This is a genomic window from Cognatishimia sp. WU-CL00825, assembly GCF_040364665.1.
In the GTDB taxonomy this organism is placed as follows: domain Bacteria; phylum Pseudomonadota; class Alphaproteobacteria; order Rhodobacterales; family Rhodobacteraceae; genus Cognatishimia.
The window spans coordinates 990,718-1,013,375 of record NZ_BAABWX010000001.1; the positions used below are offsets into that span (position 1 = coordinate 990,718).

25 protein-coding genes are annotated in these 22,658 nt (G+C 53.5%); 17 read left to right on the forward strand and 8 right to left on the reverse strand.

Annotation, left to right across the window (positions count from 1 at the left end; translation table 11 throughout):
* Nucleotides 1-2: 2 nt before the first annotated feature.
* Nucleotides 3-191, forward strand: a complete 189-nt coding sequence (locus ABXG94_RS04870) for a hypothetical protein (protein WP_353532668.1) — start codon at nucleotides 3-5, stop codon at nucleotides 189-191.
* 78 nt (nucleotides 192-269) lie between these two features.
* On the opposite strand, the gene lon is transcribed toward ABXG94_RS04870, so the two are convergent.
* Nucleotides 270-2,678: an endopeptidase La gene (gene lon / locus ABXG94_RS04875; RefSeq protein WP_353532669.1), complete on the reverse strand. Its 2,409-nt coding sequence runs from the start codon at nucleotides 2,676-2,678 to the stop codon at nucleotides 270-272.
* A gap of 326 nt (nucleotides 2,679-3,004) precedes the next feature.
* Between lon and ABXG94_RS04880 the strand changes: the two genes are divergently transcribed.
* Nucleotides 3,005-3,871, forward strand: coding sequence for a class I SAM-dependent methyltransferase (locus tag ABXG94_RS04880; RefSeq protein WP_353532670.1), 867 nt, complete (start codon nucleotides 3,005-3,007; stop codon nucleotides 3,869-3,871).
* A 53-nt stretch (nucleotides 3,872-3,924) separates the two neighbouring features.
* Nucleotides 3,925-4,419, forward strand: a complete 495-nt coding sequence (locus ABXG94_RS04885; protein ID WP_353532672.1) for a hypothetical protein — start codon at nucleotides 3,925-3,927, stop codon at nucleotides 4,417-4,419.
* A gap of 293 nt (nucleotides 4,420-4,712) precedes the next feature.
* On the opposite strand, the gene tgt is transcribed toward ABXG94_RS04885, so the two are convergent.
* Complete coding sequence (gene tgt, locus ABXG94_RS04890; RefSeq protein WP_353532673.1) at nucleotides 4,713-5,843, reverse strand: tRNA guanosine(34) transglycosylase Tgt; 1,131 nt, start codon at nucleotides 5,841-5,843, stop codon at nucleotides 4,713-4,715.
* 153 nt (nucleotides 5,844-5,996) lie between these two features.
* Between tgt and ABXG94_RS04895 the strand changes: the two genes are divergently transcribed.
* The 5 genes from ABXG94_RS04895 to tpiA all read left to right on the forward strand — a co-directional run bounded on the left by ABXG94_RS04895 (nucleotide 5,997) and on the right by tpiA (nucleotide 9,092).
* Nucleotides 5,997-6,887 (forward strand): SPFH domain-containing protein, encoded by an 891-nt coding sequence (locus ABXG94_RS04895; protein WP_353532674.1) that lies wholly within the window; start codon nucleotides 5,997-5,999, stop codon nucleotides 6,885-6,887.
* Nucleotides 6,887-7,162 (forward strand): NfeD family protein, encoded by a 276-nt coding sequence (locus tag ABXG94_RS04900; RefSeq protein ID WP_353532675.1) that lies wholly within the window; start codon nucleotides 6,887-6,889, stop codon nucleotides 7,160-7,162. Before ABXG94_RS04895 ends, ABXG94_RS04900 begins: the two co-directional genes overlap by 1 nt.
* Nucleotides 7,163-7,402: 240 nt before the next feature.
* The gene (locus ABXG94_RS04905; protein WP_353532676.1) at nucleotides 7,403-7,765 is read left to right on the forward strand and encodes an SUF system Fe-S cluster assembly protein; all 363 of its coding nucleotides are present in this window, start codon (nucleotides 7,403-7,405) and stop codon (nucleotides 7,763-7,765) included.
* A gap of 78 nt (nucleotides 7,766-7,843) precedes the next feature.
* Nucleotides 7,844-8,194, forward strand: coding sequence for a HesB/IscA family protein (locus ABXG94_RS04910; protein ID WP_353532677.1), 351 nt, complete (start codon nucleotides 7,844-7,846; stop codon nucleotides 8,192-8,194).
* A 151-nt stretch (nucleotides 8,195-8,345) separates the two neighbouring features.
* Nucleotides 8,346-9,092 (forward strand): triose-phosphate isomerase, encoded by a 747-nt coding sequence (gene tpiA / locus ABXG94_RS04915; protein ID WP_353532678.1) that lies wholly within the window; start codon nucleotides 8,346-8,348, stop codon nucleotides 9,090-9,092.
* A 64-nt stretch (nucleotides 9,093-9,156) separates the two neighbouring features.
* On the opposite strand, the gene ABXG94_RS04920 is transcribed toward tpiA, so the two are convergent.
* Complete coding sequence (locus ABXG94_RS04920) at nucleotides 9,157-11,040, reverse strand: SLC13 family permease (protein WP_353532679.1); 1,884 nt, start codon at nucleotides 11,038-11,040, stop codon at nucleotides 9,157-9,159.
* A gap of 133 nt (nucleotides 11,041-11,173) precedes the next feature.
* Between ABXG94_RS04920 and ABXG94_RS04925 the strand changes: the two genes are divergently transcribed.
* Entirely contained in the window at nucleotides 11,174-12,355 is a 1,182-nt protein-coding gene (locus ABXG94_RS04925) for a cytochrome P450 (protein ID WP_353532680.1), read from the forward strand.
* A 298-nt stretch (nucleotides 12,356-12,653) separates the two neighbouring features.
* Here ABXG94_RS04925 and ABXG94_RS04930 read toward each other — a convergent pair whose 3' ends face one another.
* Nucleotides 12,654-13,343: a GntR family transcriptional regulator gene (locus ABXG94_RS04930; RefSeq protein ID WP_353532681.1), complete on the reverse strand. Its 690-nt coding sequence runs from the start codon at nucleotides 13,341-13,343 to the stop codon at nucleotides 12,654-12,656.
* A gap of 249 nt (nucleotides 13,344-13,592) precedes the next feature.
* Here ABXG94_RS04930 and ABXG94_RS04935 point away from each other — a divergent pair, with 249 nt between their 5' ends.
* The 3 genes from ABXG94_RS04935 to ABXG94_RS04945 all read left to right on the forward strand — a co-directional run bounded on the left by ABXG94_RS04935 (nucleotide 13,593) and on the right by ABXG94_RS04945 (nucleotide 15,120).
* The gene (locus tag ABXG94_RS04935; protein WP_353532682.1) at nucleotides 13,593-13,751 is read left to right on the forward strand and encodes a hypothetical protein; all 159 of its coding nucleotides are present in this window, start codon (nucleotides 13,593-13,595) and stop codon (nucleotides 13,749-13,751) included.
* Between the two features lie 115 nt (nucleotides 13,752-13,866).
* Complete coding sequence (locus tag ABXG94_RS04940; RefSeq protein ID WP_353532683.1) at nucleotides 13,867-14,199, forward strand: cupin domain-containing protein; 333 nt, start codon at nucleotides 13,867-13,869, stop codon at nucleotides 14,197-14,199.
* 39 nt (nucleotides 14,200-14,238) lie between these two features.
* Nucleotides 14,239-15,120 (forward strand): NAD(P)-dependent oxidoreductase, encoded by an 882-nt coding sequence (locus ABXG94_RS04945; RefSeq protein WP_353532685.1) that lies wholly within the window; start codon nucleotides 14,239-14,241, stop codon nucleotides 15,118-15,120.
* Nucleotides 15,121-15,588: 468 nt separating this feature from the next.
* Here the strand turns inward: ABXG94_RS04945 and ABXG94_RS04950 are convergent, their stop codons facing one another.
* The 4 genes from ABXG94_RS04950 to ABXG94_RS04965 form a co-directional block, all read right to left on the reverse strand.
* Complete coding sequence (locus ABXG94_RS04950) at nucleotides 15,589-16,278, reverse strand: AraC family transcriptional regulator (RefSeq protein ID WP_353532686.1); 690 nt, start codon at nucleotides 16,276-16,278, stop codon at nucleotides 15,589-15,591.
* A gap of 72 nt (nucleotides 16,279-16,350) precedes the next feature.
* Nucleotides 16,351-16,647 (reverse strand): putative quinol monooxygenase, encoded by a 297-nt coding sequence (locus tag ABXG94_RS04955; RefSeq protein ID WP_353532687.1) that lies wholly within the window; start codon nucleotides 16,645-16,647, stop codon nucleotides 16,351-16,353.
* A gap of 18 nt (nucleotides 16,648-16,665) precedes the next feature.
* A complete protein-coding gene (locus tag ABXG94_RS04960) occupies nucleotides 16,666-17,262 on the reverse strand; it encodes a class I SAM-dependent methyltransferase (protein ID WP_353532688.1) in 597 nt (198 codons plus the stop codon).
* 160 nt (nucleotides 17,263-17,422) lie between these two features.
* The gene (locus ABXG94_RS04965) at nucleotides 17,423-17,896 is read right to left on the reverse strand and encodes an Lrp/AsnC family transcriptional regulator (RefSeq protein ID WP_353532690.1); all 474 of its coding nucleotides are present in this window, start codon (nucleotides 17,894-17,896) and stop codon (nucleotides 17,423-17,425) included.
* Between the two features lie 143 nt (nucleotides 17,897-18,039).
* Between ABXG94_RS04965 and cysG the strand changes: the two genes are divergently transcribed.
* Genes cysG through ABXG94_RS04990 form a run of 5 tightly spaced genes read left to right on the forward strand, consistent with a single transcriptional unit; the run spans nucleotide 18,040 to nucleotide 22,617 of the window.
* Nucleotides 18,040-19,434, forward strand: coding sequence for a siroheme synthase CysG (cysG, locus tag ABXG94_RS04970; RefSeq protein ID WP_353532691.1), 1,395 nt, complete (start codon nucleotides 18,040-18,042; stop codon nucleotides 19,432-19,434).
* Nucleotide 19,435: 1 nt separating this feature from the next.
* Entirely contained in the window at nucleotides 19,436-19,738 is a 303-nt protein-coding gene (locus ABXG94_RS04975; RefSeq protein ID WP_353532692.1) for a DUF2849 domain-containing protein, read from the forward strand.
* Between the two features lie 2 nt (nucleotides 19,739-19,740).
* Nucleotides 19,741-21,411: a nitrite/sulfite reductase gene (locus tag ABXG94_RS04980; RefSeq protein ID WP_353532693.1), complete on the forward strand. Its 1,671-nt coding sequence runs from the start codon at nucleotides 19,741-19,743 to the stop codon at nucleotides 21,409-21,411.
* Nucleotides 21,401-22,195 carry a phosphoadenylyl-sulfate reductase gene (locus ABXG94_RS04985; protein ID WP_353532694.1) on the forward strand — a complete coding sequence of 265 codons (795 nt, stop codon included), beginning with the start codon at nucleotides 21,401-21,403 and terminating at the stop codon, nucleotides 22,193-22,195. The genes ABXG94_RS04980 and ABXG94_RS04985 overlap by 11 nt, the downstream gene beginning before the upstream one ends.
* Nucleotides 22,192-22,617: a DUF934 domain-containing protein gene (locus ABXG94_RS04990; protein ID WP_353532695.1), complete on the forward strand. Its 426-nt coding sequence runs from the start codon at nucleotides 22,192-22,194 to the stop codon at nucleotides 22,615-22,617. Before ABXG94_RS04985 ends, ABXG94_RS04990 begins: the two co-directional genes overlap by 4 nt.
* Nucleotides 22,618-22,658: the final 41 nt, after the last annotated feature.

Below are 22,658 nucleotides of genomic sequence, written 5' to 3' on the forward strand. Positions count from 1 at the left end.
AAATGAAACAGATTTTCACCGCTGCAGCGATCCTGGCCATCACCAGCACACACTCTTTTGCAGGCGGCATGAGCGACCCGGTTATTCCGGCACCTGTAATCGCAGAAAGCGCGTCATCCAGCACACCATCCAGCGGCGCAATCATGGCGCTGCTGACGATCTCTATTCTTTGGGCCGCGATTGACGACTGATATTCCCAAGACCTAGGGCATGAAAAAAGGCGCGCTGATTGCTCAGCGCGCCTTTTTTGTTACGTGGTTCTATGCGGCTTAATGCGCCACCGCACCGCCAGCTGATTTTGCTTTCAACGCTGCTGCTGCAGCTGCCGCTTCTTCAGCCGCCTCATCCCATTCCACCGCTTCCGGCTTAGAGACCAACGCCCGTTCCAGCACTTCAGACACATGCGACACCGGGATAATCTCCATGCCGTTTTTCACGTTGTCAGGAATATCAGCCAGATCTTTCTCGTTCTCTTCTGGAATAAGAACGGTTTTGATCCCGCCGCGCAGCGCCGCAAGCAACTTTTCTTTCAGTCCGCCAATCGGCATCGCATTGCCCCGCAGGCTGACTTCACCGGTCATCGCAATATCTTTGCGCACCGGAATTCCAGTCAGCACCGACACAATCGATGTCACCATGGCCAAACCTGCCGAAGGCCCGTCTTTGGGGGTTGCGCCATCGGGCACGTGCACGTGAATATCCTGCCGTTCAAATTGCGGTGGTTTCACCCCAATTTTTGGCGCAATAGACCGCACATAGCTGGCCGCAGCGTCGATGGATTCCTTCATCACATCGCCTAGTTTACCGGTTGTCTTCATCCGGCCTTTGCCTGGCAACCTCAACGCCTCGATGTGCAGCAAATCACCGCCCACGCTGGTATAGGCCAAGCCAGTTACAACACCGACCTGATCTTTGCTTTCCGCCAAACCAAAGCGATATTTCTTAACGCCAAGAAACTCGTGCAAATTATCCGCTGTCACCTTCACAGAGTCAGCTTCTTTCTTGACGATCTTGGTGATCGCTTTCCGGGCGGTTTTCCCAATTTCACGCTCAAGGTTCCGAACGCCCGCCTCGCGGGTATAGGTGCGAATGATCTCTTGTACGGCTTCCGGTTCCAGCGAAAACTCCTTGGCTTTCAAACCATGGTTTTTCACCTGCTTTGGAATAAGGTGACGATGGGCAATCTCGGCTTTTTCGTCCTCGGTGTAGCCCGCCAGCGGAATAATCTCCATCCGGTCCAGCAACGGCCCCGGCATGTTATAGCTGTTGGACGTGGTCAAAAACATCACGTTTGACAGATCATATTCCACCTCAAGGTAGTGATCGACAAAGGTGCTGTTCTGTTCCGGATCCAACACTTCCAACATGGCTGACGCGGGATCGCCGCGAAAATCCTGACCCATCTTGTCGATTTCATCCAGCAAGATCAAAGGGTTGGTGGTCTTGGCCTTTTTCAACGCCTGAATGATTTTACCCGGCATAGAGCCAATATAAGTCCGGCGGTGCCCACGAATTTCGCTTTCGTCGCGCACGCCACCCAGCGAGATGCGAATGAATTCGCGACCTGTTGCCTTGGCCACAGATTTCCCAAGCGACGTCTTACCAACCCCCGGAGGGCCAACAAGACACATGATCGGGCCTTTTAGCTTTTTGGAACGCTGTTGCACCGCCAAATATTCCACGATGCGCTCTTTGACCTTATCAAGGCCATAGTGGTCATCGTCCAGTTTCGCTTGGGCCTGAACCAGGTTCTTTTTAACCCGCGATTTGTTGCCCCAAGGAATGGACAGCATCCAATCCAGATAGTTGCGCACCACGGTGGCTTCGGCTGACATGGGCGACATGTTTTTCAGCTTCTTCAGCTCAGCATCCGCCTTTTCTTTGGCTTCTTTGCTCAGCTTGGTAGCGGCGATCTTTTCCTCCAGCTCCTGGATTTCTCCAGCGCCTTCTTCGCCATCACCCAATTCCTTCTGAATGGCCTTCATTTGCTCATTCAGGTAATACTCACGCTGCGTTTTCTCCATCTGAGATTTCACACGTGTTTTGATCTTTTTCTCGACCTGCAGCACAGACATTTCGCCCTGCATCAGACCATAGACTTTTTCCAAACGTTCGCTGACCGAAAGCGTTTCCAAAAGCTCTTGCTTTTGGTCAACTTCAACACCCAAGTGTCCCGCAACCAAATCCGCCAAACGCGCAGGTTCGCCGGTTTCAGAAACCGCAGCCAGCGCTTCTTCTGGAATGTTTTTCTTAACCTTGGCGTAGCGCTCAAACTCGTCCCCGACCGAGCGCAACAAAGCCTCGATGGTGGTCGCGTCACCAGGCATTTCCGGCAGATATTCTGCGGTTGCCTCAAAAAACATCTCGTTTTCAATAAAGTCATTGATGATCACCCGCGACTGGCCTTCGACCAGCACTTTCACGGTGCCATCGGGCAGCTTGAGCAGTTGAAGCACATTGGCCAAAACGCCCGTTCGATAAATGCTTTCCGCCTCCGGGTCGTCCTCTGCTGGGTCAATCTGACTGGCAAGCAGAATTTGCTTATCATCCTGCATCACTTCTTCAAGCGCGCGCACAGATTTTTCGCGGCCCACAAACAGTGGCACAATCATATGGGGGAACACCACAATATCGCGCAACGGCAATACCGGGTAAGATGAATTGAGTGGCTCTTGCATACTCGGTCCTCATTCTTGGCAAGCAAGTCCGGCCCCACTTTGCGGCGACACTGACCTACTCCTATCAGGGAATTAAAACTGGGGCTGAGCCCCCGAGATTTCAACCCTTATTTGTTGTTGGCGGTACAATGCCCTTGGCAAGAATTGGGTGCAAGCGACAAATCCCAACCATTTAGCCCAACTTAAAGGTTTTGCGTCGCAGGTTTCACAAATTAACAAATTTGCGTGCAATTTTCAATTTCTCAACGCATCCTAGAAAAAATTTTAGTGATCAAAAGAGTTGTTTGTCCGCTTGGTAAATGTGTTTGCAAAAGGAATTGCTCTGTATGAAGTCCCTTATTTCTAAGCTGCTATATATGCGCGAATTTCGCAATTCTTTGGCCGGGGCCGCGACCCGGCAACTCATTCGCAGCACTTCTGGTTGGTATAATTACTCTGTGGACTTCAAAGTTGATATGTTGGCTGTGGAACGGCCCCATTATGCCTGGTGCATGCTCAATGCCGCCCGTCTTGGGCAACTTTTAGGCCATGACCGCATTTCCACCATCGAATTTGGCGTCGCCGGGGGCAATGGGCTGGCTTACATGTGCGATTTTGCCAAAGACGTCAAAGCGGTCACCGGCGTAACGGTTGACTGTTACGGCTTTGATACCGGCGCAGGCATGCCACCGCCCGAAGGCCCCTATGATCTGCCGTTTTGGTTTGCCGCCAAGCAATACAAGATGGATCAAGACGCTTTGCAAAAACGCGTGCCAGAGGCCAAATTGATCATCGGCGATATTCGCGAAACCATCGGTGATTTCATCGAAACCCACCAACCCGCACCCATCGGCGCAGTTTTCAACGACACCGATTATCATTCCAGCACCCGCGAAACATTCCGCATCTACGACAAAGTCACCACCCACCCGCAACATTTCCTGCCGCGCAGCTTTATGTATTTTGATGATGTCTTGGGGTCCGAGTTGGAAATGTATGGGGCGCACAACGGGCAATTGCGCGCCATATCAGAATTCAACGACAGCCAAGACGCTGTGCGCATCCACCGCAATCAAAACCTGATCCATCAAGACCACCTGCCCTATCGCCATCAAATTTACTATGGCCACTTGTTTGAGCACCCAGACTACAACCGCTATATCGGCGCGGGTCGCCAAGAGATCCTCGAAGACCTGCTGAAACTAAGCGCCTGAAAGGAAAAGGGGTTCAATCCGGGTTCCGCTACTGTTGGCCGATAGATCAAACTTTGGCGTGGATGGCCCTTTGGCAGAAATTGGAAGGAATTTTCGGTTTTAAAGATCGATTTTTTAAAACCGATTTAATATTGATATCCGAAATCTTAAATATTCAAAATTACGGAAATTTCATGCTGAAATTAGTGACTGCTTTAACACTTTTCGCGCTGTCTTCGATCGCGCGTGCCGCAGGGACTTCAGAAAATCAAGATGTGGTGATCCACCCAGCTCACGCGGATTATGCGGAATTGGCGAATTTATGGACACAATGGAGTTTTTCTTTCCCAGATAAACTACGCCCCCAAAAAAGCCGCTGGGGACTGGCATGTAATTTGAACCAATCTGGCAATGTTTGGTTTCTCTCAAATTCCGACCAATCAAAACCTGTAAATCGAACATGCGAAATTCCAACAGGAAAATCTCTGTTTTTCCCAATCCTAGAGAACATCGTCTTTAATCCGCCAAATCTTAATTTAACCTGTGATGACGTTCAGGACACAGCCTAATTTGAGCCGAATCCAAATTATCAAATTCAGATCGAGCTTGACGGCGAAATTATTCCGATTTCAAACGATTATATAATAAAATCTACTCCGTGCTTTGATCTGTTTGGTAACCTTTCAGCTTCTGCTAACGCGCCCACTTATTACCCCAGTTCAACTTCCGGCTATTGGGTCCTCACCAATCCTTTACCAATTGGACAGCACGAACTTACGATTTCAGCAAAATTCATTGACCCAACGCGTCACAAAGAAAATGTTATGTTGGATGTCCATTATCTTTTGACGGTCAAATAATCTCACAACGGCTCAATATCACCCTGCACACGCCCCGCGTGAAAGCCCTTCTCCCAGGCCTCAAACGTGCCTACGGCAATCGCCTTGCGCATCCCATCCATAATGTCTTGGAAATACTGCAGGTTATGCCAGGTCAGCAACATGCCGGAAATCATCTCGTTTGACCGAAACACGTGGTGCAAATAGGCGCGTGAATAGTTTGTGCAGGCCGGGCATGAACACCCCTCATCCAAGGGCCGCGGATCATCCGCATGGCGCGCGTTTTTGATATTCACCACGCCATTTCGGGTAAACGCCTGGCCCGTGCGACCAGAGCGGCTGGGCAGCACACAGTCCATCATGTCGATGCCGCGTTTCACCGCGCCCACGATGTCATCGGGCTTTCCAACCCCCATCAGGTACCGCGGCTTGTCCTTTGGCAACATGCCCGGCGCATAATCCAGACACTCAAACATGGCCTCTTGGCCCTCGCCCACAGCCAATCCGCCAATGGCATAGCCATCAAAGCCGATCTTGGTCAGCGCCTCTGCGCTTTCTTGCCGGAAATCCTGCTCAAGCCCGCCCTGTACAATGCCAAACAGCCCGTGCCCCGGACGATCGCCAAAGGCGTCTTTTGACCGTTCCGCCCATCGCATCGACAAACGCATGGATTCAGCAATCCGGTTGCGATCCGCAGGCAAGGCCGGGCATTCGTCAAAACACATCACGATGTCAGACCCCAATAGGTTCTGGATCTCCATAGACCGTTCTGGCGTCAACTCATGCTTTGACCCATCAATATGGCTTTTGAAGGTCACGCCCTTTTCGGTCAGCTTGCGCAGCCCGGCCAGTGACATCACCTGAAACCCACCGGAATCGGTCAAAATCGGCCGTTCCCAATTCATGAACTTGTGCAAACCACCCAATCGATCAATGCGTTCTGCCGTTGGGCGCAGCATCAAATGATAGGTATTGCCCAGCAAGATATCCGCGCCCGTCGAGCGCACGCTTTCCGGCATCATCGCCTTGACCGTCGCCGCCGTGCCAACCGGCATAAAGGCCGGCGTGCGGATCTCTCCGCGCGGTGTGTTGATCACCCCGGTACGGGCTTTGCCATCGGTTGCTTTCAGTTCAAAAGAGATGCGGCTTGTCATCGGGTCACCTTTTCAAGGCGTTTGGAGGTTAAACTTGCCAAACAAGTTGATTTCGAAACGCTTTTGCTTTGCGCAATCCTTACGCTGCCTTATCAAGCTTGTAAAACAGCTCGCTTTCTCCCACCTGAGAGTCAGTAAACATTCGAGGATCTTATGACCGAAGACATGATTTTTAACCTAATTTCACAAAACATTGTTCTGCTTTTGGGCGCGCTATTTCTGATCATTGTGATCTTCAAAGGTATTCGAATCGTGCCCCAATCTGAAAAACACGTGGTTGAACGTTTTGGCCGCCTCAAATCGGTGCTTGGGCCAGGCATCAATTTTGTGGTGCCCTTTCTTGATGTCGTGCGTCACCAAATCTCGATCTTGGAACGCCAATTGCCCACCGCCAGCCAGGACGCCATCACCAAAGACAACGTGCTGGTCCAGGTGGATACTTCGGTGTTCTACCGCATCACCGAGCCGGAAAAGACCGTCTACCGCATCCGCGACGTGGACGGCGCGATCTCAACCACCGTTGCCGGTATTGTGCGGGCTGAAATCGGCAAAATGGATCTGGACGAGGTGCAATCCAACCGCGCCCATCTGATTGGCACCATCAAAGCCCTGGTCGAAGACGCGGTGGATGATTGGGGCATCCAGGTCACCCGTGCCGAAATTCTGGACGTGAACCTTGACCAAGCCACTCGCGACGCCATGCTGCAACAGCTCAATGCCGAACGCGCCCGCCGCGCTCAGGTGACCGAAGCCGAGGGGGCCAAGCGCTCTGTCGAGCTGCACGCAGACGCCGAACTTTACGAAGCCGAACAAAAAGCCAAAGCCCGCCGCATCAGTGCGGACGCCGAAGCCTATGCCACCCAGGTCGTCGCAGTTGCCATCAAAGAAAACGGCATCGAGGCGGCGCAATACCAAGTGGCTCTCAAACAAGTCGAGGCGCTGAATGCGCTGGGCAATGGCGATGGCAAACAAACCATAATCCTGCCCGCCGCTGCTCTCGAAGCCTTTGGCGATGCCTTTAAACTGCTGAAAGGCGGTTCTTGATGGCAGATCTCATCACAACCTGGTGGATCTGGCTTGCGGCCGCCCTGATCCTCGGAATTGCCGAAATGATGTTGCCGGGCTTCATATTCCTGGGCTTTGCCATTGGGGCCGCGCTTGTCGGACTGGCACTGCTGGGCCCGCTTGCTCTATTGTCACCTGCCGCGATCACTCTGATCTTTGCCGGCCTATCCTTGGCCGCTTGGCTGGTATTGCGCCGTATCTTTTCGTTGCCAAAAGGCCAGGTCAAAACCTTTGACCACGACATCAACGACTAATACCATTCCAAAAAAGGCCCGCGCCTTAACCCATTGGCGCGGCCCGCCCTGACCAAAGGCCCTATATTCACCTTTGCAAAAATACTCCCGCCGGAGGCCCCCAGCTCAAATCTTGGCCCTGCGCTTTATGCTCTTTTTGCGCTGTTTCGGGCCATCGCAACAGAAATACCTCTCTGCGCCCCTCTGGACGCCCACGCTCCTATTCCCTATATGAGCAGTCAGGATTGATCAGGAAAGCAAATGACTCAAGAATCCCAACCGATCGAGGGCACCCCCCTTATTGCCCCCTCCAGCACCGACCACCCGCTGCACGAAGCGGCTGTCGAGGCCTGTCGCAGTGTCTTTGACCCTGAAATTCCCGTGAATATCTATGATCTTGGTCTGATCTATACCATTGAAATCAATGACGAGTCCGAGATCAACGTCAAGATGAGCCTGACCGCCCCTGGCTGCCCGGTAGCAGGCGAAATGCCGGGCTGGGTCGAAGAGGCCATTTCTGGCGTTCCCGGCGTCAAAACCGTGGCCGTCGAACTGGTCTGGGAACCACCCTGGGGCATGGAGATGATGTCAGACGAGGCCCGCCTCGAACTCGGTTTCATGTAATCCTCGCGATATTCTCTCATCCTGCCATGTTGAAAACCTGCGCCAGAGCGCATAATTTGATGGCATAGGAGACACACTATGTTTGGTATTCCCGGCAAACAGGCCGTATCCATCACGTCCAAAGCGGCGGCGCAGATCGTCAAACTCATGGACCGCGAGGGCCACGAGGGGCTGCGCATTGGCGTCAAAAAAGGCGGCTGCGCAGGCATGGAATACACCATGGAATACGTGGATGAACGCGATCCAATGGACGAAGTTGTCGAAGAAGGTGGTGCCCGCGTCATGATCGCCCCCATGGCGCAGATGTTCCTGTTCGGAACAGAGATCGATTACGAAGTCTCGCTGTTGGAAGCCGGATTTAAATTCAACAACCCAAATGTCACCGAAGCCTGTGGGTGTGGTGAATCCATCAAATTTGAGGGCATGTAAGCCCCAGCTTTGCGCCAGCTCAGCCTTTGCTAAATTCGGGCGCGTCTGACTGACGCGCCTTTGCTGTTAGCGATACCATAAAACTTGACGTCTGCCCCCATAGCCCGCAAAAGACCCTTAACTATTCTTATTTGATGTTAAGGGAGGCCACATGCGCCGTAAACTTGCCGCTGGTAACTGGAAAATGAACGGCGTCACTGCCAATCTGTCTGAACTGTCCAATATGAAAGACGCCGCAGACACAAAACAAACCGATGTTTTGATCTGCACACCAGCTCCCCTTATCTCGCGTGCCTCAGTCACCGCCGAAGGCAGCAACATCGCCATCGGCGGTCAGGATTGCCACGCAAACGCCTCTGGCGCGCACACAGGCGATATCTCGGCTGAAATGCTGGTGGATGCAGGCGCAGATTACGTCATCACGGGTCACTCTGAACGCCGCGTCGATCACGGCGAAACCGATGCCATTGTCGCTGCTAAATCATCCAGTGCCTATGCCAACGATCTGGTGGCAGTCATTTGTCTTGGCGAAAGCTTGCAAGAACGTGAAAGCGGCCAAACGCTTGACGTCATTGGTACACAGCTTGCGGGCTCTACGCCTGACGCAGCCACTGCCGACAACACCGTGATTGCCTATGAACCCGTCTGGGCCATCGGCACCGGCAAAGTCCCAACACTGGAGCAAATTGCCGAAGTGCATGACTTCATCCGCGCAGGTCTGACCGAACGGTTTGGCGACGACGGCGACGGCATGCGCATTCTCTATGGCGGCTCAGTCAAACCCAGCAACGCCACTGAGATCTTTGCTGTGTCTAATGTCGACGGCGCTCTGGTGGGCGGTGCCAGCCTCAAGGCAGATGACTTTAACGCCATCATTTCCGCACTCGACGTCAGTTAAGACCCAACTACACAAAAAAAGGCGCGCCCGTCACAGCGCGCCTTTTTCATTTCTTAGCAAATGCCTAAAACACAACATTCATCATCAGCATAGAGACCACCAAGAACAAGATGGTCATGATGCCACCGCTTTTGACAAAATCCATCACCTTATAACCCGCTGGCCCCATGATCAGCGCGTTCACCTGATGGGTCGGGATCAAAAAGCTGTTTGACGTGCTGATCGCCACAGTCAGGGCAAAAATTGCCGGATCTCCTCCAGCCGCCAAGGCAATCGATACCGCCAATGGCACCAGCAACACCGTGGCTCCGACATTGGACATCACCAAGGTGAATATCGTGGCCAGAACCGCCACACCGGTCTGCAAGGCCCAAAGCGGCCAACCATCCAGCAAAGCCAAAATCTGATGCGCAATCCATTCCGCTGTGCCCGTGCTTTGCACCGCCATGCCCAGCGGAATAAGACTGGCCAACAAAAACACCGTTGTCCAACTGACTGCCTCATAGGCCTCATCGATATCCAGAACTTTGGTCAAAATCATGCCAACTGCGCCAGTCAGTAAACACAGCGACAAGCGCACATCACTGAACAGGATCAGACCCAGCGCAATCAGGAAGAACAACAGCGCCCAACCCAATTTCCGTGGTCGCATCTCCTCGCGTGGAAAATCGGTGGTCACAACCACAAAATCCCGGTTTTCGGTCAACCGTGTCAACGCTTCCCAAGTCGAGTGAATGACCAATGTGTCGCCAACCTTAAACGGCACTTCTGCAATCGCTGTTGGCTCGTGGTCCTCTGTGGCCACATAACTCATGGTCTCTTCGTCCCGGTGAATGGCCAACATGCTGGCCCCATAGGCCTTGCGAAAAACCAAATCATGGGCGGATTTGCCGACCAGGTTTGATCCGGGTGGAATAACCAGTTCAGCCACACCAGATTGGGTCGCCGCATAGTCCTCGGCGAAAACATCCAGCATCGGATGCAGAGTAAAGCCTTCGGCCTCGACCATTTGCATCACCTCTTTGCGCCGCGCCAACACCGCCAGGCGACAAGGTGCAGTGATTTCGGTGCGGATCAACGGCGCAAACCAGCGTTTACCCTGATAGGCAGAGCCGATCACATAGACATGATATTTCTGCATCAGATCATCAAAGGTCATGCCGCCGCAGCCATGCTCCTCATGAATGCTGATCTCAAAAATATCGGTTTTCAGACCATAAATCCGCTTTAGATATTGTTTCAGACCCTGCGCACTGGTGCCGTCGCCGGCCTTACTGCCCTTAGGCAAAACCCAACGGCCAAACACCACAAAATAAATGATCCCCGTCAGCACCAAACAAATGCCAACCGGTGTCACAGAGAACAGCCCAAAAGGTTCCATCTGCTGATCTGCTGGTAATGTTGTGTTGGCCGACAGGATCAAATCATTCAACAAAATCAAAGGAGAAGACCCAACCAATGTCATCGTGCCCCCCAAAATGGCGCAAAAGCCCATGGGCATCAAAAGGCGCGACAAGGGAATCTCGGTGCGCACCGAAATCCGGCTGACAACCGGCAAAAACAGCGCCGCCGCCCCAACGTTTTGCATAAACGAAGAGATCACCCCAACCGTGCCGGAAATGATCGGTATAATCCGGCCTTCTGTGCTGCCCCCCCGCTTCAGAATGACCGCGGCCACTTTGTTCATCACCCCGGTTTTGTCCAACCCGGCCCCGATGATCATCACCGCAATGATCGATATCACAGCATTAGACGCAAAACCGTCAAACAGATGGGCCACGTCCGCCACGTTTTGCGTGCTGGGAAATTGCGATATCAATCCCAGCAACACCATCACCAAGATGGCCGCCAAGTCGATCCTCACAATTTCTGAAACAAATAAGAAAACAGTAAACGCCAGCAGGCCAAGCACCACCGACATTTCAAACGTCAAAGTAATAGATTCCAATTCGCGCATCCTCCTGAGTAATTTTATTGCACGCAAGTCGACCTGCCCGCAACATCCAGAATTGCTCCGAAAAGTCGCATACCCCCGAAAAAACCCGCTTGCATCCCACCTAATGCAGGATGAAACTCTGCACATGAGCACAGTAATTCAATCCCCGACAGAGCCAGAGTTTGTCCAGAACCCCTATGCATTCTATGCAAAGGCGCGCGCCACAGGTTCTGTCCATTTTTGGCAGGATTACAAAATGCTGGCGGCATTTTCCCACGCCACGGTGTCTGTTTTGCTCAAAGATCGCCGGTTGGGGCGCGAAGTGCCCGTCGACCAAAAGATAGCACATGCGCCGCACACCGCCCCGTTTTATGCCATCGAAGCGCATTCCATGCTTGAACTCGAAGCCCCCCGTCACACCCGTTTACGCGGGCTGGTGATGCGCGCCTTCACTTCGCGACGCATTCAAACCCTGGGACCAGAGATCGAGGCACTCAGCCACCAATTGATTGACCAGTTTCCGTCCGAACCCTTTGATCTCTTGCCTAAATTTGCCACGCAGCTGCCAGTGATCATCATCGCGCGTTTGCTCGGCGTGCCGGAAATCATGTCTCAAAAGCTGCTGACTTGGTCCAATGCCATGGTTTCCATGTATCAGGCTTCGCGCACCCACGACATAGAGGTTGCCGCGGCGCAGGCTTCGCAGGAGTTTGCGGATTTCATCCGGTCTTATGTCGATGAAAAACGCCAAAACCCCGGCGACGATCTGCTGACCGAATTGATTGCGGCCGAAGAAGATGGCGAAACGCTTTCGACTGACGAATTGATAGCCACCTGTATTCTTTTGCTAAATGCTGGCCACGAAGCCACCGTGCATACCCTCGGAAATGCAGTCAAAACCCTGCTTGAAACCCAGACAGATCCCAGCTGGATCACCGGCGAAAACAACGCCCAGACCGTCGAAGAACTGATCCGCTTTGACCCGCCGCTGCATATGTTCACCCGCTATGCTTATGAAGAGGTCGAGGTTGGCCGGCATCTGCTCAAGCCAGGCGACCAAATCGCGCTGCTGCTCGGGGCGGCCAATCATGATCCCGCCATGTGGGACGACCCGCATGTGTTCAATCCAAACCGTCCCATCAAAACCAACATGGCCTTTGGGGCTGGACGCCATTTCTGCATCGGCGCACCGCTGGCCCGACTTGAAATGCAAATTGCGCTCAAAGTGCTGTTTGAACGCTGCCCCAACCTTAAAATCACCCAAGCGCCATCCTATGCCAACAAATACCATTTTCATGGGCTGGAACGGCTGATGGTCAGAGCTTAAAATAGCTGATGGCATCGGGGGCCATGAATGCTCGCCAAGTCTAGCTGCCAGCCCACCGGCGCAAGTGCGCCTTCTGCCAGAGAAGACAACAAGAATCCGTCAATTACGACAGTTGCGTGCAAAAAGATCGCTTAGGGTCATCGACGACGCCATCGCAAAGACTTGCGCGTAGACTTGCTTGGCTCCCCAAACTGCTTTTGGGCCGCCATGAGCCATAACAGTGGTCCCGTTCCGTAGTCGCGCGTTTCTATGTCACCGGACCGCGTGACAACCCAACTGTGGTCAAGCGTTTTGGTACCTATCCAGGGCGCTCAAAATAGTTTGCGTTTGTTGCGGTGATCCGAGCGATCGTATCATCAAGCCGCGACAGGTGTTTCAAACCCACTTCAATGGCTCCGTCCGCATTGTGTGCTGTGATGGCCTCTGCAATGTCGCGATGATCATCGATCAAGACGGGCATGCGTTGCTCTTTGTCCATTCCCAACATGCAAAGCCGGTCTACCTTGGCTTTTTCTTCAAGTATGACGTCAAATGCATAGTCGGCCATCGCGATATCACACAGGGTCTTGTGGAAATTGTAATCCAGCTTACCAAATTGCTCGAAGTCCTTGGCCTCAGCTGCAGCCTCCTGCAAAATCAGCTCGGCATTCAATCGGGCCGCGCCCATCTTGTCGCAGTTGGCGGCCGCACGGCGCAGAACTTCTGTTTCGATTGCAGCACGCACAAAGCGAGACTTTTCGATCTCTCGCATTGAAAACCGTTTCACCTCCGTCGCGCGCTGCGGACGTATCAACAATAGATCAAGATTGGCCAAGCGACTAAAGGCATCACGCACTGGCTGGCGAGACACTCCAAATTCCTTGGCAATTTCGGCCTCTGATATTTTATCGCCCGGCTTGAGTCCCAAGGTGACGATCTGTTCATGCAAGTAATCAAACACATCATCTACGCTGGTACGACGTTCACTTTGAGCAATTTGAGGTGCCATGAGTTCAACTCCTTCCGAACTTTGACTTTCCATAGTTCTATCAAAGAAGAAACTAGTATACCAGACTGGTATTTTGAACAGTCGACTAGTATACCAGATAATGAAAAACGATTCGGTTTGTGCTGAGCGGCCCGTTCAGGCCGTTCCAATAGGAAGGGAATTTATCTGGAGTAATCTTAGCGGCATCGTGAAGTCATACGACGCGGTGCAGGTGGTCCACGGGATCGATCTGACGGTGTCAGAAACAGAATGCGTCGTCCCAATTGGCCTGTCTTCGCTGGCGAGGCCACTGCCGCCTACCAAAGCCTGTCACCAGAAATGACCCGCGCAGAAGGCGAGATCTATTTCGCCCGCAATTCCTATTTTGCCAACGCAGACAAGCTGAATGCTCAAAACGGTTTTTTTTAGCGTCATGGACGATAGGGGCTACGACGCAGATCTCTAACCCACTGATGCCGATGAAAACCCCTTCAAGGTGGTCATGAACAAACTTGCTAACACCTAGCTCAACGGAGACACTAAAATGACTGTTAAAAACATGTTCCCCAGACAAGAGAATGTTCTGTTTGATGCGGGCGGTGGGCTAACCCGCAAGGTGGGTGCCTTCAATGACAACCTTATGATCGTCGAAGTGCATTTTGAAACGGGCACGGTGGCCGCACGTCACCACCATGTCCATGAGCAGATCACTTACGTTATTTCAGGAAAGTTTGAGTTCACGGTTGGCGACAAGACCTTCATCGTGACCGCCGGAGACTCGCTCTACAAACAACCCAATATCGAACACGGTGCGACTTGTCTTGAAGCCGGCACACTCCTGGATGTCTTTACGCCACATCGTGAAGACTTCCTCTGATCCTGCAACAAGCGCAACAATACCAACGGAGTTAACATCATGATCAAACCCATCATCGGATTCATCGGTATTGGCCTAATGGGGGGCAATATGGTTGAAAACCTCCAGAAACGCGGGTTCGAACTGGTGGTCTTGGACCGCGCTTCAGACAAGGTCGCGACAATACTTGCACGTGGCAACGCGCAAAGGGCAGCCTCGCCAAAGGAATTGGCCAAAAAGAGCGATATTATCATGCTCTGCCTTACGACCTCTGAGGTCGTCGAGAAAACTGTATATGGGGACGATGGAATACTCGCTGGCATCAAGCAAGGCGCCGTGCTGATCGACTTTGGCACCTCGATCCCGGCCTCAACCCGCAAGATTGGTGCGGACCTTGCTGCAAAAGGCGCAGGCATGGTGGATGCGCCGCTCGGCCGAACACCGGCGCACGCCAAAGATGGCCTTCTCAACATCATGGCTGCGGGCGACAAACAGACTTTCGACAAGGTCAAGCCGGTGCTTGATGAACAGGGAGAGAATGTTTTTTATCTCGGTGCACTTGGCGCGGGTCATGTGACCAAACTGATCAACAACTTCATGGGCATGACCACCGTCTGCACAATGAGCCAGGCCTTTGCCATCGCTGATCGCGCGGGTGTCGATCGCCAGCAGCTATTTGACATCATGGCAGCGGGCCCATCCAACTCGCCGTTCATGGGTTTCTGTAAGAGCTACGCCGTGGACGGTGTCAGCGATTTGGGGTTTTCGATCAACAATGCCAGCAAGGATTTGGGTTATTTCCTTAAAATGGCCAAAGACATGGGCACTCGCGCCGAGATAGCAGAAGGCGCGTCTCACAATCTTCAGGCCGCTGTGGACGCAGGTATAGGAGACAGCAACGTTCCAGAAATCGTCGACTATTTCATGAATCTCAACAGTTAGGCCGAAAAGCCAAGAAAACCGCCATTGCCATCGACCGGTCGCCAGAAACCTTATTTCACTAGTCCAGACTTGCACGGCGAGCATGGTAAGCCAGCTGATAAACGTGGATTTCTGAACGCTTATATACAGAGCACCCCGCAATTGAACGGCAATGTCGGTACCATGAATGGTCCGGCCAATACCTTTGAATAATATTCCTGCTCCCCCAGGCACCTATCCAATTGACGCCTTCCGCAAACCCGACGACCTGCAACGCACCACAGCCGAGGAAGGCCAATCGCGCCCAAAGCGCTGTTTGCCCCTGCCCCAAGCTCAAATTCGCCAAAGCCCCAACAAATACCATTTTCATGGGCCGGATCATTTGATGGTTAGAGCCTAGAATAAGTGGTGACAATGCTCGCTTCGCAGGACGAAGTAAGCTTTCGCAGCGGTTGCACGAATGTCGGCTGTGCAATGAAGTAAAAGTAGTCAAGACCGGAGACTGGCGCGAAATTCGGTAGGTGTCATCTGCATTTTTTGCCTGAAGGCGGAATTGAAGCCCGATAACGATCCGTAACCCACGCAAAGTGCGATCTGCGTTATCTGCGTGTCCGTCGTCGACAGGGCTTCGACGGCGTTCATAATGCGGATATGGCGTAGAACTTCTCGCCATGTCATGCCCATTTCGCTGGCAAAACGACGCGCCAACGCGCGTGGCGATTGGTTGGACATCACTGCAATTTCTTCAAAGCTCAGATCTGTATGAGCCATGCTTTCGGTGAGTTGCATCGCCTTCACAAGTTGGGGCGAAATCGGTGATGGTAAAACGCATTTGCTTGGTACCAAAGCCAACTTTTGCACCACGTCTGCAAGCGTTCCGAAAATGCGTTCGGCAAACGGGGACAGCGGCCCAGCGTCACTTCCCCAATCCCGACATTCGCGGACCAGTTCCCGCGCGAGGGGGGACATTTCAAATACCGTCAACACCCGTTGTGGCGTGGCCATGACCTTGGGTGAAAACAGGACGGATGCTGTAGTCAGTTTCGATAAGACGGTGATCGTGATCGGGTGGCCTGCACGGATCAACGCGGCGCGCGCAGGGGGCAACGTCCAACGCTGCCCATCCGCCTCTAAGCGAACTGCTCCCTCCAAAGCGTATAACAAATAGTGTCGATCCACCTCAAATTCAAAAGGCTCAGCGGGTTCGAAACTTCGATGAAAACAATAGACGTCCGGTTGCATATGTCTTGTTTAGTTTTGGCTTACTGTCGCGTCAAATCGCTTACTGACGGGGGGAGATATCATGATAGGGCGCAAAGTTTCACCGATGGACGCGAAACTGTCCGATGCAATATAGGCTGCAAACGCATCAGAGCTGGCCCATTCATGCAGGACACCTACATTCTGCTGGTTAGTTGCATCAAGGAAAGGAATAAAGGCGATACATCCGTCCATCGCACGAACGACGGAAACCTCATGTTTCAGTGTTTTTATTGCGAGCGTCCTGTTTTCAGGTGCTACCGAAAAGATTACATGCGCGATGAGCATTAAGCTGCCTTTCTGTGATTAGGGTTTTGAAAAGATATAGCCGTGACTGGTCCGGCTCGGTGGGCCAGTCAGAAAATTGTGTACGCGCACTTTGGTCAGGCCAACGTCCTGCGCCATTTTACAAATGGTTTCAGGCCGAAACCAACGATGTCGAAATCGAAGCCAAATCATCCAATTGCACCAATGCGGCTTGGATACTGTTAGATATAGGTGCCCACCTGATGACAATTGATCAGCAAACCTTTGCATAACGCCTGACGGAGCATCAAAAAGTTCCAGCACATGAGATGCAAGGATCGCATCAAATTTTTGATGCCTGGGAAAGTCCTCAAACGTCGAATGCACGATCTGTGGGTTAAGCCCTCGGTGCACAAATTTTTCCTGGGCCCGCGCAAGCATCGCACTTGAAGGGTCAAGGAGTGTTATGTCTTTGCTACCTCCGGCATCGATCCACGAAAATGCGAATGTTCCTGTGCCGGTTCCCACATCCAAAACCGTTCCTGATCCCAAGGCGGAATTTGCCAAGAAATCAGAATAGGCGCCTACATAGCCAAGACGAAGGGCTTTCTTGCTCCAATGAGGAGCGACCTTTTCATATACGGTGAGTGTTCTCATGCCCCTGATTTAGACAATCCGGCGCCCGCCTGCTCACGCGCAGATGCCAGATATTAACGTGAAACGGCCAAGAACACTTTCGCCGTCATAGCGGCAAAGCCGATTTTGACACTACCTGCGACATCTAGAACTTTGGACTCCAAGCACTCATTGGCCCCAGCTACTCTGGTTGCACCAACGGCAGCAAGGTCGTCGATTTAATCTCTTCCATCGATAAGAGCGCGGTCACGTTATGCACCCGCACTTCGGTGATCAGCGCTTGATAGAATTTGTCATAGGCGCGCGCGTTTGCGACCCGCACTTTCAAGATGTAATCAATGTCCCCCGCCAGTCGGTGCGCCTCTTGTACTTCGGGGCGATCTTGCAGGGCCTGCAAAAAGCGCGCCTGCCAATCGGACTCGTGTTCGCTGGTGCGGATCAGCACAAAGAAACAGGCCTCAAAACCTAGGGCTTCGGCGTCCAGCAAAGCCGTTGTTTGCTTGATGATCCCGCCCTCGCGCAGCTTGCGAATGCGATTCCAAACTGGAGTCTTAGAAGAGCTCACCCGGCGGGCAATTTCGTCCAAAGACAGGGATGCATCCCGCTGCAGCTCATCAAGGATTTTCCGATCCATATCATCTATCCGCAACGTCATTCCATTTTCCCCATTGATTTAGAACATTCAACCCGAACAGGCGACCCAGAGAAACTTTTGTTTCTATTTATCTGGATATCTAGCCAAGATACGGAACAATTTCCTATATTGCACTAGAAGTCAAACAGCAAAGGCTCGGCCCGATGAAACATTTTCCCGTCTTTTTGTCCATCAAAGGACAGCGCATCGTCGTTTCCGGCGGTGGTGAGGCGGCTGTGGCCAAACTGCGTTTGCTGCTCAAAACAGAAGCATCGCTTGATGTGTATGCCCCTGACGCCTCACAAGATATCCAGACCTGGGCCACAGATAACCGCCTGACTTGGCACCCTCGTGCCTTGGCACAGGGGGATGTTGACGGCGCCGCCCTCTTTTATGCGGCGGACGAAGATCAAACAGAGGACGCCCGCACGTCTTCCCTGGCACGTGACGCGGGCGTTCTCGTAAATATCGTTGATAACCTTCACGACAGCCAATTCATCACCCCGGCCATTGTCGACCGTGATCCGGTCACCGTCGCCATCGGCACCGAAGGCGCAGCGCCGGTTCTGGCCCGCGCCATCAAAGCTGACCTCGAAGAGCGCCTGTCGCCAAATCTTGGCATGCTCGCCCGCGTTGGCAAAACTTTCCGCAAAGCCGCCGAGGCTTTGCCTTGGGGCCGTGCGCGTCGTGATTTTTGGGCAGATTACTACTTCAAATCCGGCCCCCGCGTCGAAACCAAAGGCGAAATCGCTGCAGAGCAAGCGCTTGATGAATTGCTGTTCGCGCATCTGGCCGCTGAAAAACAATCTGGCCACGTGGCCTTTGTTGGCGCAGGTCCCGGTGATCCCGAATTGCTGACACTCAAGGCCCGCAAGGCGCTTGATACCGCAGATGTCGTCATCTACGACCGTCTTGTTGCGCCCGAAATTCTGGAACTGGCCCGCCGCGAAGCCCAATTGATTGATGCGGGCAAAACCCCCTTTGGTCAGCAGACCCCACAAAACGCCATCAACGATCTGATCGTCACCCACGCCCAAAAAGGCGCACTGGTTGTGCGGTTGAAATCCGGCGACCCAACTGTCTTTGGCCGCCTGGACGAAGAAATCGAAGCCTGCGACGCCCATGCTGTCACTTGGCATGTTGTGCCAGGTATCACCGCCGCCTCCGCCGCGGTTGCCTCGATTGGTCAAAGCCTGACCAAACGCGGCCGCAATTCCGGCGTGCGCTTTCTGACCGGCCATGACGTGGCAGGCTTTGCCGACCACGACTGGCGCGATCTGGTCAAACCCGGCGAAGTGGCCGCCATCTATATGGGCAAAAAGGCCGCGCGCTTTATCCAAGGCCGCCTGATCATGCATGGCGCTGATGGCACAACCGCCGTCACTGTCATCGAAAACGCCTCGCGCCCCAATCAACGGGTTGTCGCAAGCACGCTTGCAACCCTGCCAGCCGATTTGGCCGACGCCGCACTTGATGGCCCGGCTCTGACATTTGTGGGCCTCACCCCACGCGCAGCTTCGGCTGCCCTCACCAAATTCCAACAACAGGAGCAAGCCTGATATGGCCCGCGCTTTCACACCCAAAGTCATCACCGCCAACCACCTTCTCGAAGGCGACGTGATCTATATGACAGACACCGGTGAGTGGACCCGCCAAATGGCAGAGGCGGTTCTGTTGACCGACGAAGCAGACGCCGATGTGCGCCTGATCGAGGCCCAGCAACAAGCCGCCACCACTGTTGGTGTTTACTTGGCCGACGCCAAAGCAGACGAAAACGGCAACCCATCTCCCACCCACTTCCGCGAAGAGTTCCGGCGCGTTGGCCCCAGCAACTACTTCCACGGCAAACAGGCAGAGGCATAATCATGTATCAGTACAACGACTTTGACAGCGCCTTTTTGGCCGAACGCAACGTTCAGTTCCGCGCCCAGGTGGAACGCCGCATCGACGGGTCTTTGACCGAAGATGAATTCAAGCCATTGCGCTTGATGAACGGTCTGTATCTGCAATTACACGCCTACATGCTGCGCGTTGCCATCCCTTATGGCACGCTGTCGGCCAACCAAATGGACAAGCTCGCGTTGCTGGCTGAAAAGTGGGACAAAGGTTATGGCCACTTCACCACGCGTCAGAACATCCAGTACAACTGGCCAAAACTGAATGACGTGCCGGATATGCTTGATGCATTGGCCGAGGTGAACCTGCACGCGATCCAAACATCGGGCAATACAATCCGTAACGTGACCGCTGACCACTTTGCTGGTGCTGCCGCCGACGAAGTTGCCGATCCACGCCCCGTGGCCGAACTGATCCGCCAGTGGTCTACCGATCACCCAGAGTTTCAGGCCCTGCCGCGAAAATTCAAAATCGCCGTCTCTGGCGCGCTTGAAAATGACCGTGCGGTGATCAAAGCCCACGACATTGGGCTTTATATCGTGAAAAACGACGCTGGCGAATTGGGCTATCAAATCGTTGTTGGCGGTGGCCTTGGCCGGACGCCAATGATCGGCAAGACGCTGAAAGAATTCGTCAAACAAGAAGACCTGCTGTCCTATCTAGAAGCCACGGTTTCTGTTTGGAACCTGCTGGGCCGTCGTGACAATAAATACAAAGCGCGGATCAAAATCACTGTCCACGAACACGGCATCGAAGAGATCCGCCAGCGTGTCGAAGACCGTTTTCAGCTGATCCGCCCAACATTTGGCGGCTTTGACGTCGCGCTTCTGAAAGACATCGAAGCCTTCTTTGCCAATCCAGAGTTCAAATCAGCTTCTACTGATGGCTACACTGCCACCTATGATGCTGACCCGCTGTTCCGCAGCTGGGCAGATGCAAACTTGGCCGCGCATAAAAATGCCGACTATTCGATCGTGACCATCTCGCTGAAAAAACACGGCGACACGCCAGGCGACGCCTCTGCGGATCAAATGCGCGCCATGGCCGAACTTGCACGTCAATATGGCCATGACGAGCTGCGCATCAGCCACGAGCAAAACGTGATCTTGCCGCATGTCCACAAATCGGACCTGCCTGTGATCTATGCTGCCCTGCGCGAACAAGAGCTGCACACCGCCAATATTGGCCTGATCTCTGATATCATCGCCTGCCCCGGCATGGACTACTGTGCGCTGGCAACCGCCCGCTCAATCCCAGTGGCTCAGGAAATCGCAACTCGGTTTGATGATCTTAAGCTCGAGCATGACATTGGTCACTTGCAGATCAAAATCTCTGGCTGCATCAACGCCTGTGGCCACCACCACGTGGGTCACATCGGCATTCTGGGCCTTGATCGGGCTGGCGTAGAAAACTACCAGATCACTCTGGGCGGTGACGCAACCAACACGGCGGCCGTTGGCCAGCGCGTTGGACCGGGCTTTGCCTATGACGAAATCGTGCCAGCCATCGAACGCACTGTTCAAGGCTATCTGGAATTGCGCCAAGACCAAAACGAGACCTTTATCCAGACGTTTAATCGCGTCGGCATGGCCCCGTTCAAAGCCTATATCTACCCAGAGGCGCAGGCCAATGCCGCATGATATCGTAACAAGCGAAATCGCTGTTACACCTTTGAACCTAGGAGGATCGGAAAGACCCGATCCTCTTAAGGAAAAGGTGGAGGCGTTAAATACGCGCTACAAGCACCACTCGGCCACAGCCGTTCTGGAACGCGCGCTCAAAGACCCGGATGTGGGGAAACTGGCGATGGTCAGCTCCTTTGGGGCCGAAAGCGTCGCCTTGCTGCATCTGGTGGCGATGGTGGACCGCAATATTCCGGTGTTGTTTGTCGACACCGAATTGCTGTTTGCCGAAACTCTGGAATATCAGCTCGAAATTTCCGAGCGGCTCAACCTGACCAATATGCAGATCATCCGCGCCAGCGATGCAACGCTGAACGCCGAAGATCCCGATGGCACGCTGCACCAGCGTGACACCGATGCCTGCTGTGCCCTGCGCAAAACCCGGCCCCTACAAAAGGCCCTGCGCGGCTATGACGGTTGGATCACCGGTCGCAAGCGTTTTCAAGCAGGCACCCGCGCGGCGCTGGAATTCTTTGAAGTTGAAGATTTCACCGGGCGCATCAAGGTGAACCCGCTGGCCCATTGGGCCCCCGAAGACGTGCGCGCCTATATGGAAGAAAATCGCCTGCCCAAGCACCCGCTTGTGGCCAAAGGCTATCCGTCCATTGGCTGCGCCCCCTGCACAAGCCCGGTGAAACCCGGCGAAGACCCCCGTTCCGGCCGTTGGCGCGGACAAGATAAAACTGAATGCGGCATCCATTTCGAAAATGGTCAAATGGTCCGTAAAGGAGTGAACGCATGACTGTACTCGTCAATGACACCGGCTTTGTCGCCGACGATTGGACCCACGGCTTTGTCGCCGAGTTTGAAACCAAAGCGGCCAACGATGTCACGTCGCTGGATCTGGCCTCTGATGCCAACCCAACCCACCTCGCCAATCTTCTGGCGGGTGTGGAAATGATCCGCATTGATTTCCCAAACTCTCACGACGGCCGCGGCTTTACCATCGCCCGCCAATTGCGCCTCATGGGCTTCACCGGCCGCCTACGTGCCAAAGGCCAAGTGCTGGCCGATCAATACGCCATGGCCCGCCGTTCTGGCTTTGACGAGGTGGAAATCCCCGATGATCTCGCCGCCCGCCAACCCCAAGATCAATGGCTCGCCCGTGCCAACTGGCAGGCGCATGATTATCAATCCCGCCTGCGCGCCCAGGCCCAAAACTAAAGAGCTATGCCAGTTGGTCATGCCTGCCGTGACCAATTGGC

Coding starts and splice junctions, on each gene's coding strand:
- ABXG94_RS04870 (WP_353532668.1), top strand. CDS start 3: ATGAAACAGATTTTCACCGCTGCAGCGATCCTGGCCATCACCAGCACA.
- lon (WP_353532669.1), bottom strand. CDS start 2,678: ATGCAAGAGCCACTCAATTCATCTTACCCGGTATTGCCGTTGCGCGAT.
- ABXG94_RS04880 (WP_353532670.1), top strand. CDS start 3,005: ATGAAGTCCCTTATTTCTAAGCTGCTATATATGCGCGAATTTCGCAAT.
- tgt (WP_353532673.1), bottom strand. CDS start 5,843: ATGACAAGCCGCATCTCTTTTGAACTGAAAGCAACCGATGGCAAAGCC.
- ABXG94_RS04895 (WP_353532674.1), top strand. CDS start 5,997: ATGACCGAAGACATGATTTTTAACCTAATTTCACAAAACATTGTTCTG.
- ABXG94_RS04900 (WP_353532675.1), top strand. CDS start 6,887: ATGGCAGATCTCATCACAACCTGGTGGATCTGGCTTGCGGCCGCCCTG.
- ABXG94_RS04905 (WP_353532676.1), top strand. CDS start 7,403: ATGACTCAAGAATCCCAACCGATCGAGGGCACCCCCCTTATTGCCCCC.
- ABXG94_RS04910 (WP_353532677.1), top strand. CDS start 7,844: ATGTTTGGTATTCCCGGCAAACAGGCCGTATCCATCACGTCCAAAGCG.
- tpiA (WP_353532678.1), top strand. CDS start 8,346: ATGCGCCGTAAACTTGCCGCTGGTAACTGGAAAATGAACGGCGTCACT.
- ABXG94_RS04925 (WP_353532680.1), top strand. CDS start 11,174: ATGAGCACAGTAATTCAATCCCCGACAGAGCCAGAGTTTGTCCAGAAC.
- ABXG94_RS04930 (WP_353532681.1), bottom strand. CDS start 13,343: ATGGCACCTCAAATTGCTCAAAGTGAACGTCGTACCAGCGTAGATGAT.
- ABXG94_RS04935 (WP_353532682.1), top strand. CDS start 13,593: ATGCGTCGTCCCAATTGGCCTGTCTTCGCTGGCGAGGCCACTGCCGCC.
- ABXG94_RS04940 (WP_353532683.1), top strand. CDS start 13,867: ATGACTGTTAAAAACATGTTCCCCAGACAAGAGAATGTTCTGTTTGAT.
- ABXG94_RS04945 (WP_353532685.1), top strand. CDS start 14,239: ATGATCAAACCCATCATCGGATTCATCGGTATTGGCCTAATGGGGGGC.
- ABXG94_RS04955 (WP_353532687.1), bottom strand. CDS start 16,647: ATGCTCATCGCGCATGTAATCTTTTCGGTAGCACCTGAAAACAGGACG.
- ABXG94_RS04960 (WP_353532688.1), bottom strand. CDS start 17,262: ATGAGAACACTCACCGTATATGAAAAGGTCGCTCCTCATTGGAGCAAG.
- ABXG94_RS04965 (WP_353532690.1), bottom strand. CDS start 17,896: ATGACGTTGCGGATAGATGATATGGATCGGAAAATCCTTGATGAGCTG.
- cysG (WP_353532691.1), top strand. CDS start 18,040: ATGAAACATTTTCCCGTCTTTTTGTCCATCAAAGGACAGCGCATCGTC.
- ABXG94_RS04975 (WP_353532692.1), top strand. CDS start 19,436: ATGGCCCGCGCTTTCACACCCAAAGTCATCACCGCCAACCACCTTCTC.
- ABXG94_RS04980 (WP_353532693.1), top strand. CDS start 19,741: ATGTATCAGTACAACGACTTTGACAGCGCCTTTTTGGCCGAACGCAAC.
- ABXG94_RS04985 (WP_353532694.1), top strand. CDS start 21,401: ATGCCGCATGATATCGTAACAAGCGAAATCGCTGTTACACCTTTGAAC.
- ABXG94_RS04990 (WP_353532695.1), top strand. CDS start 22,192: ATGACTGTACTCGTCAATGACACCGGCTTTGTCGCCGACGATTGGACC.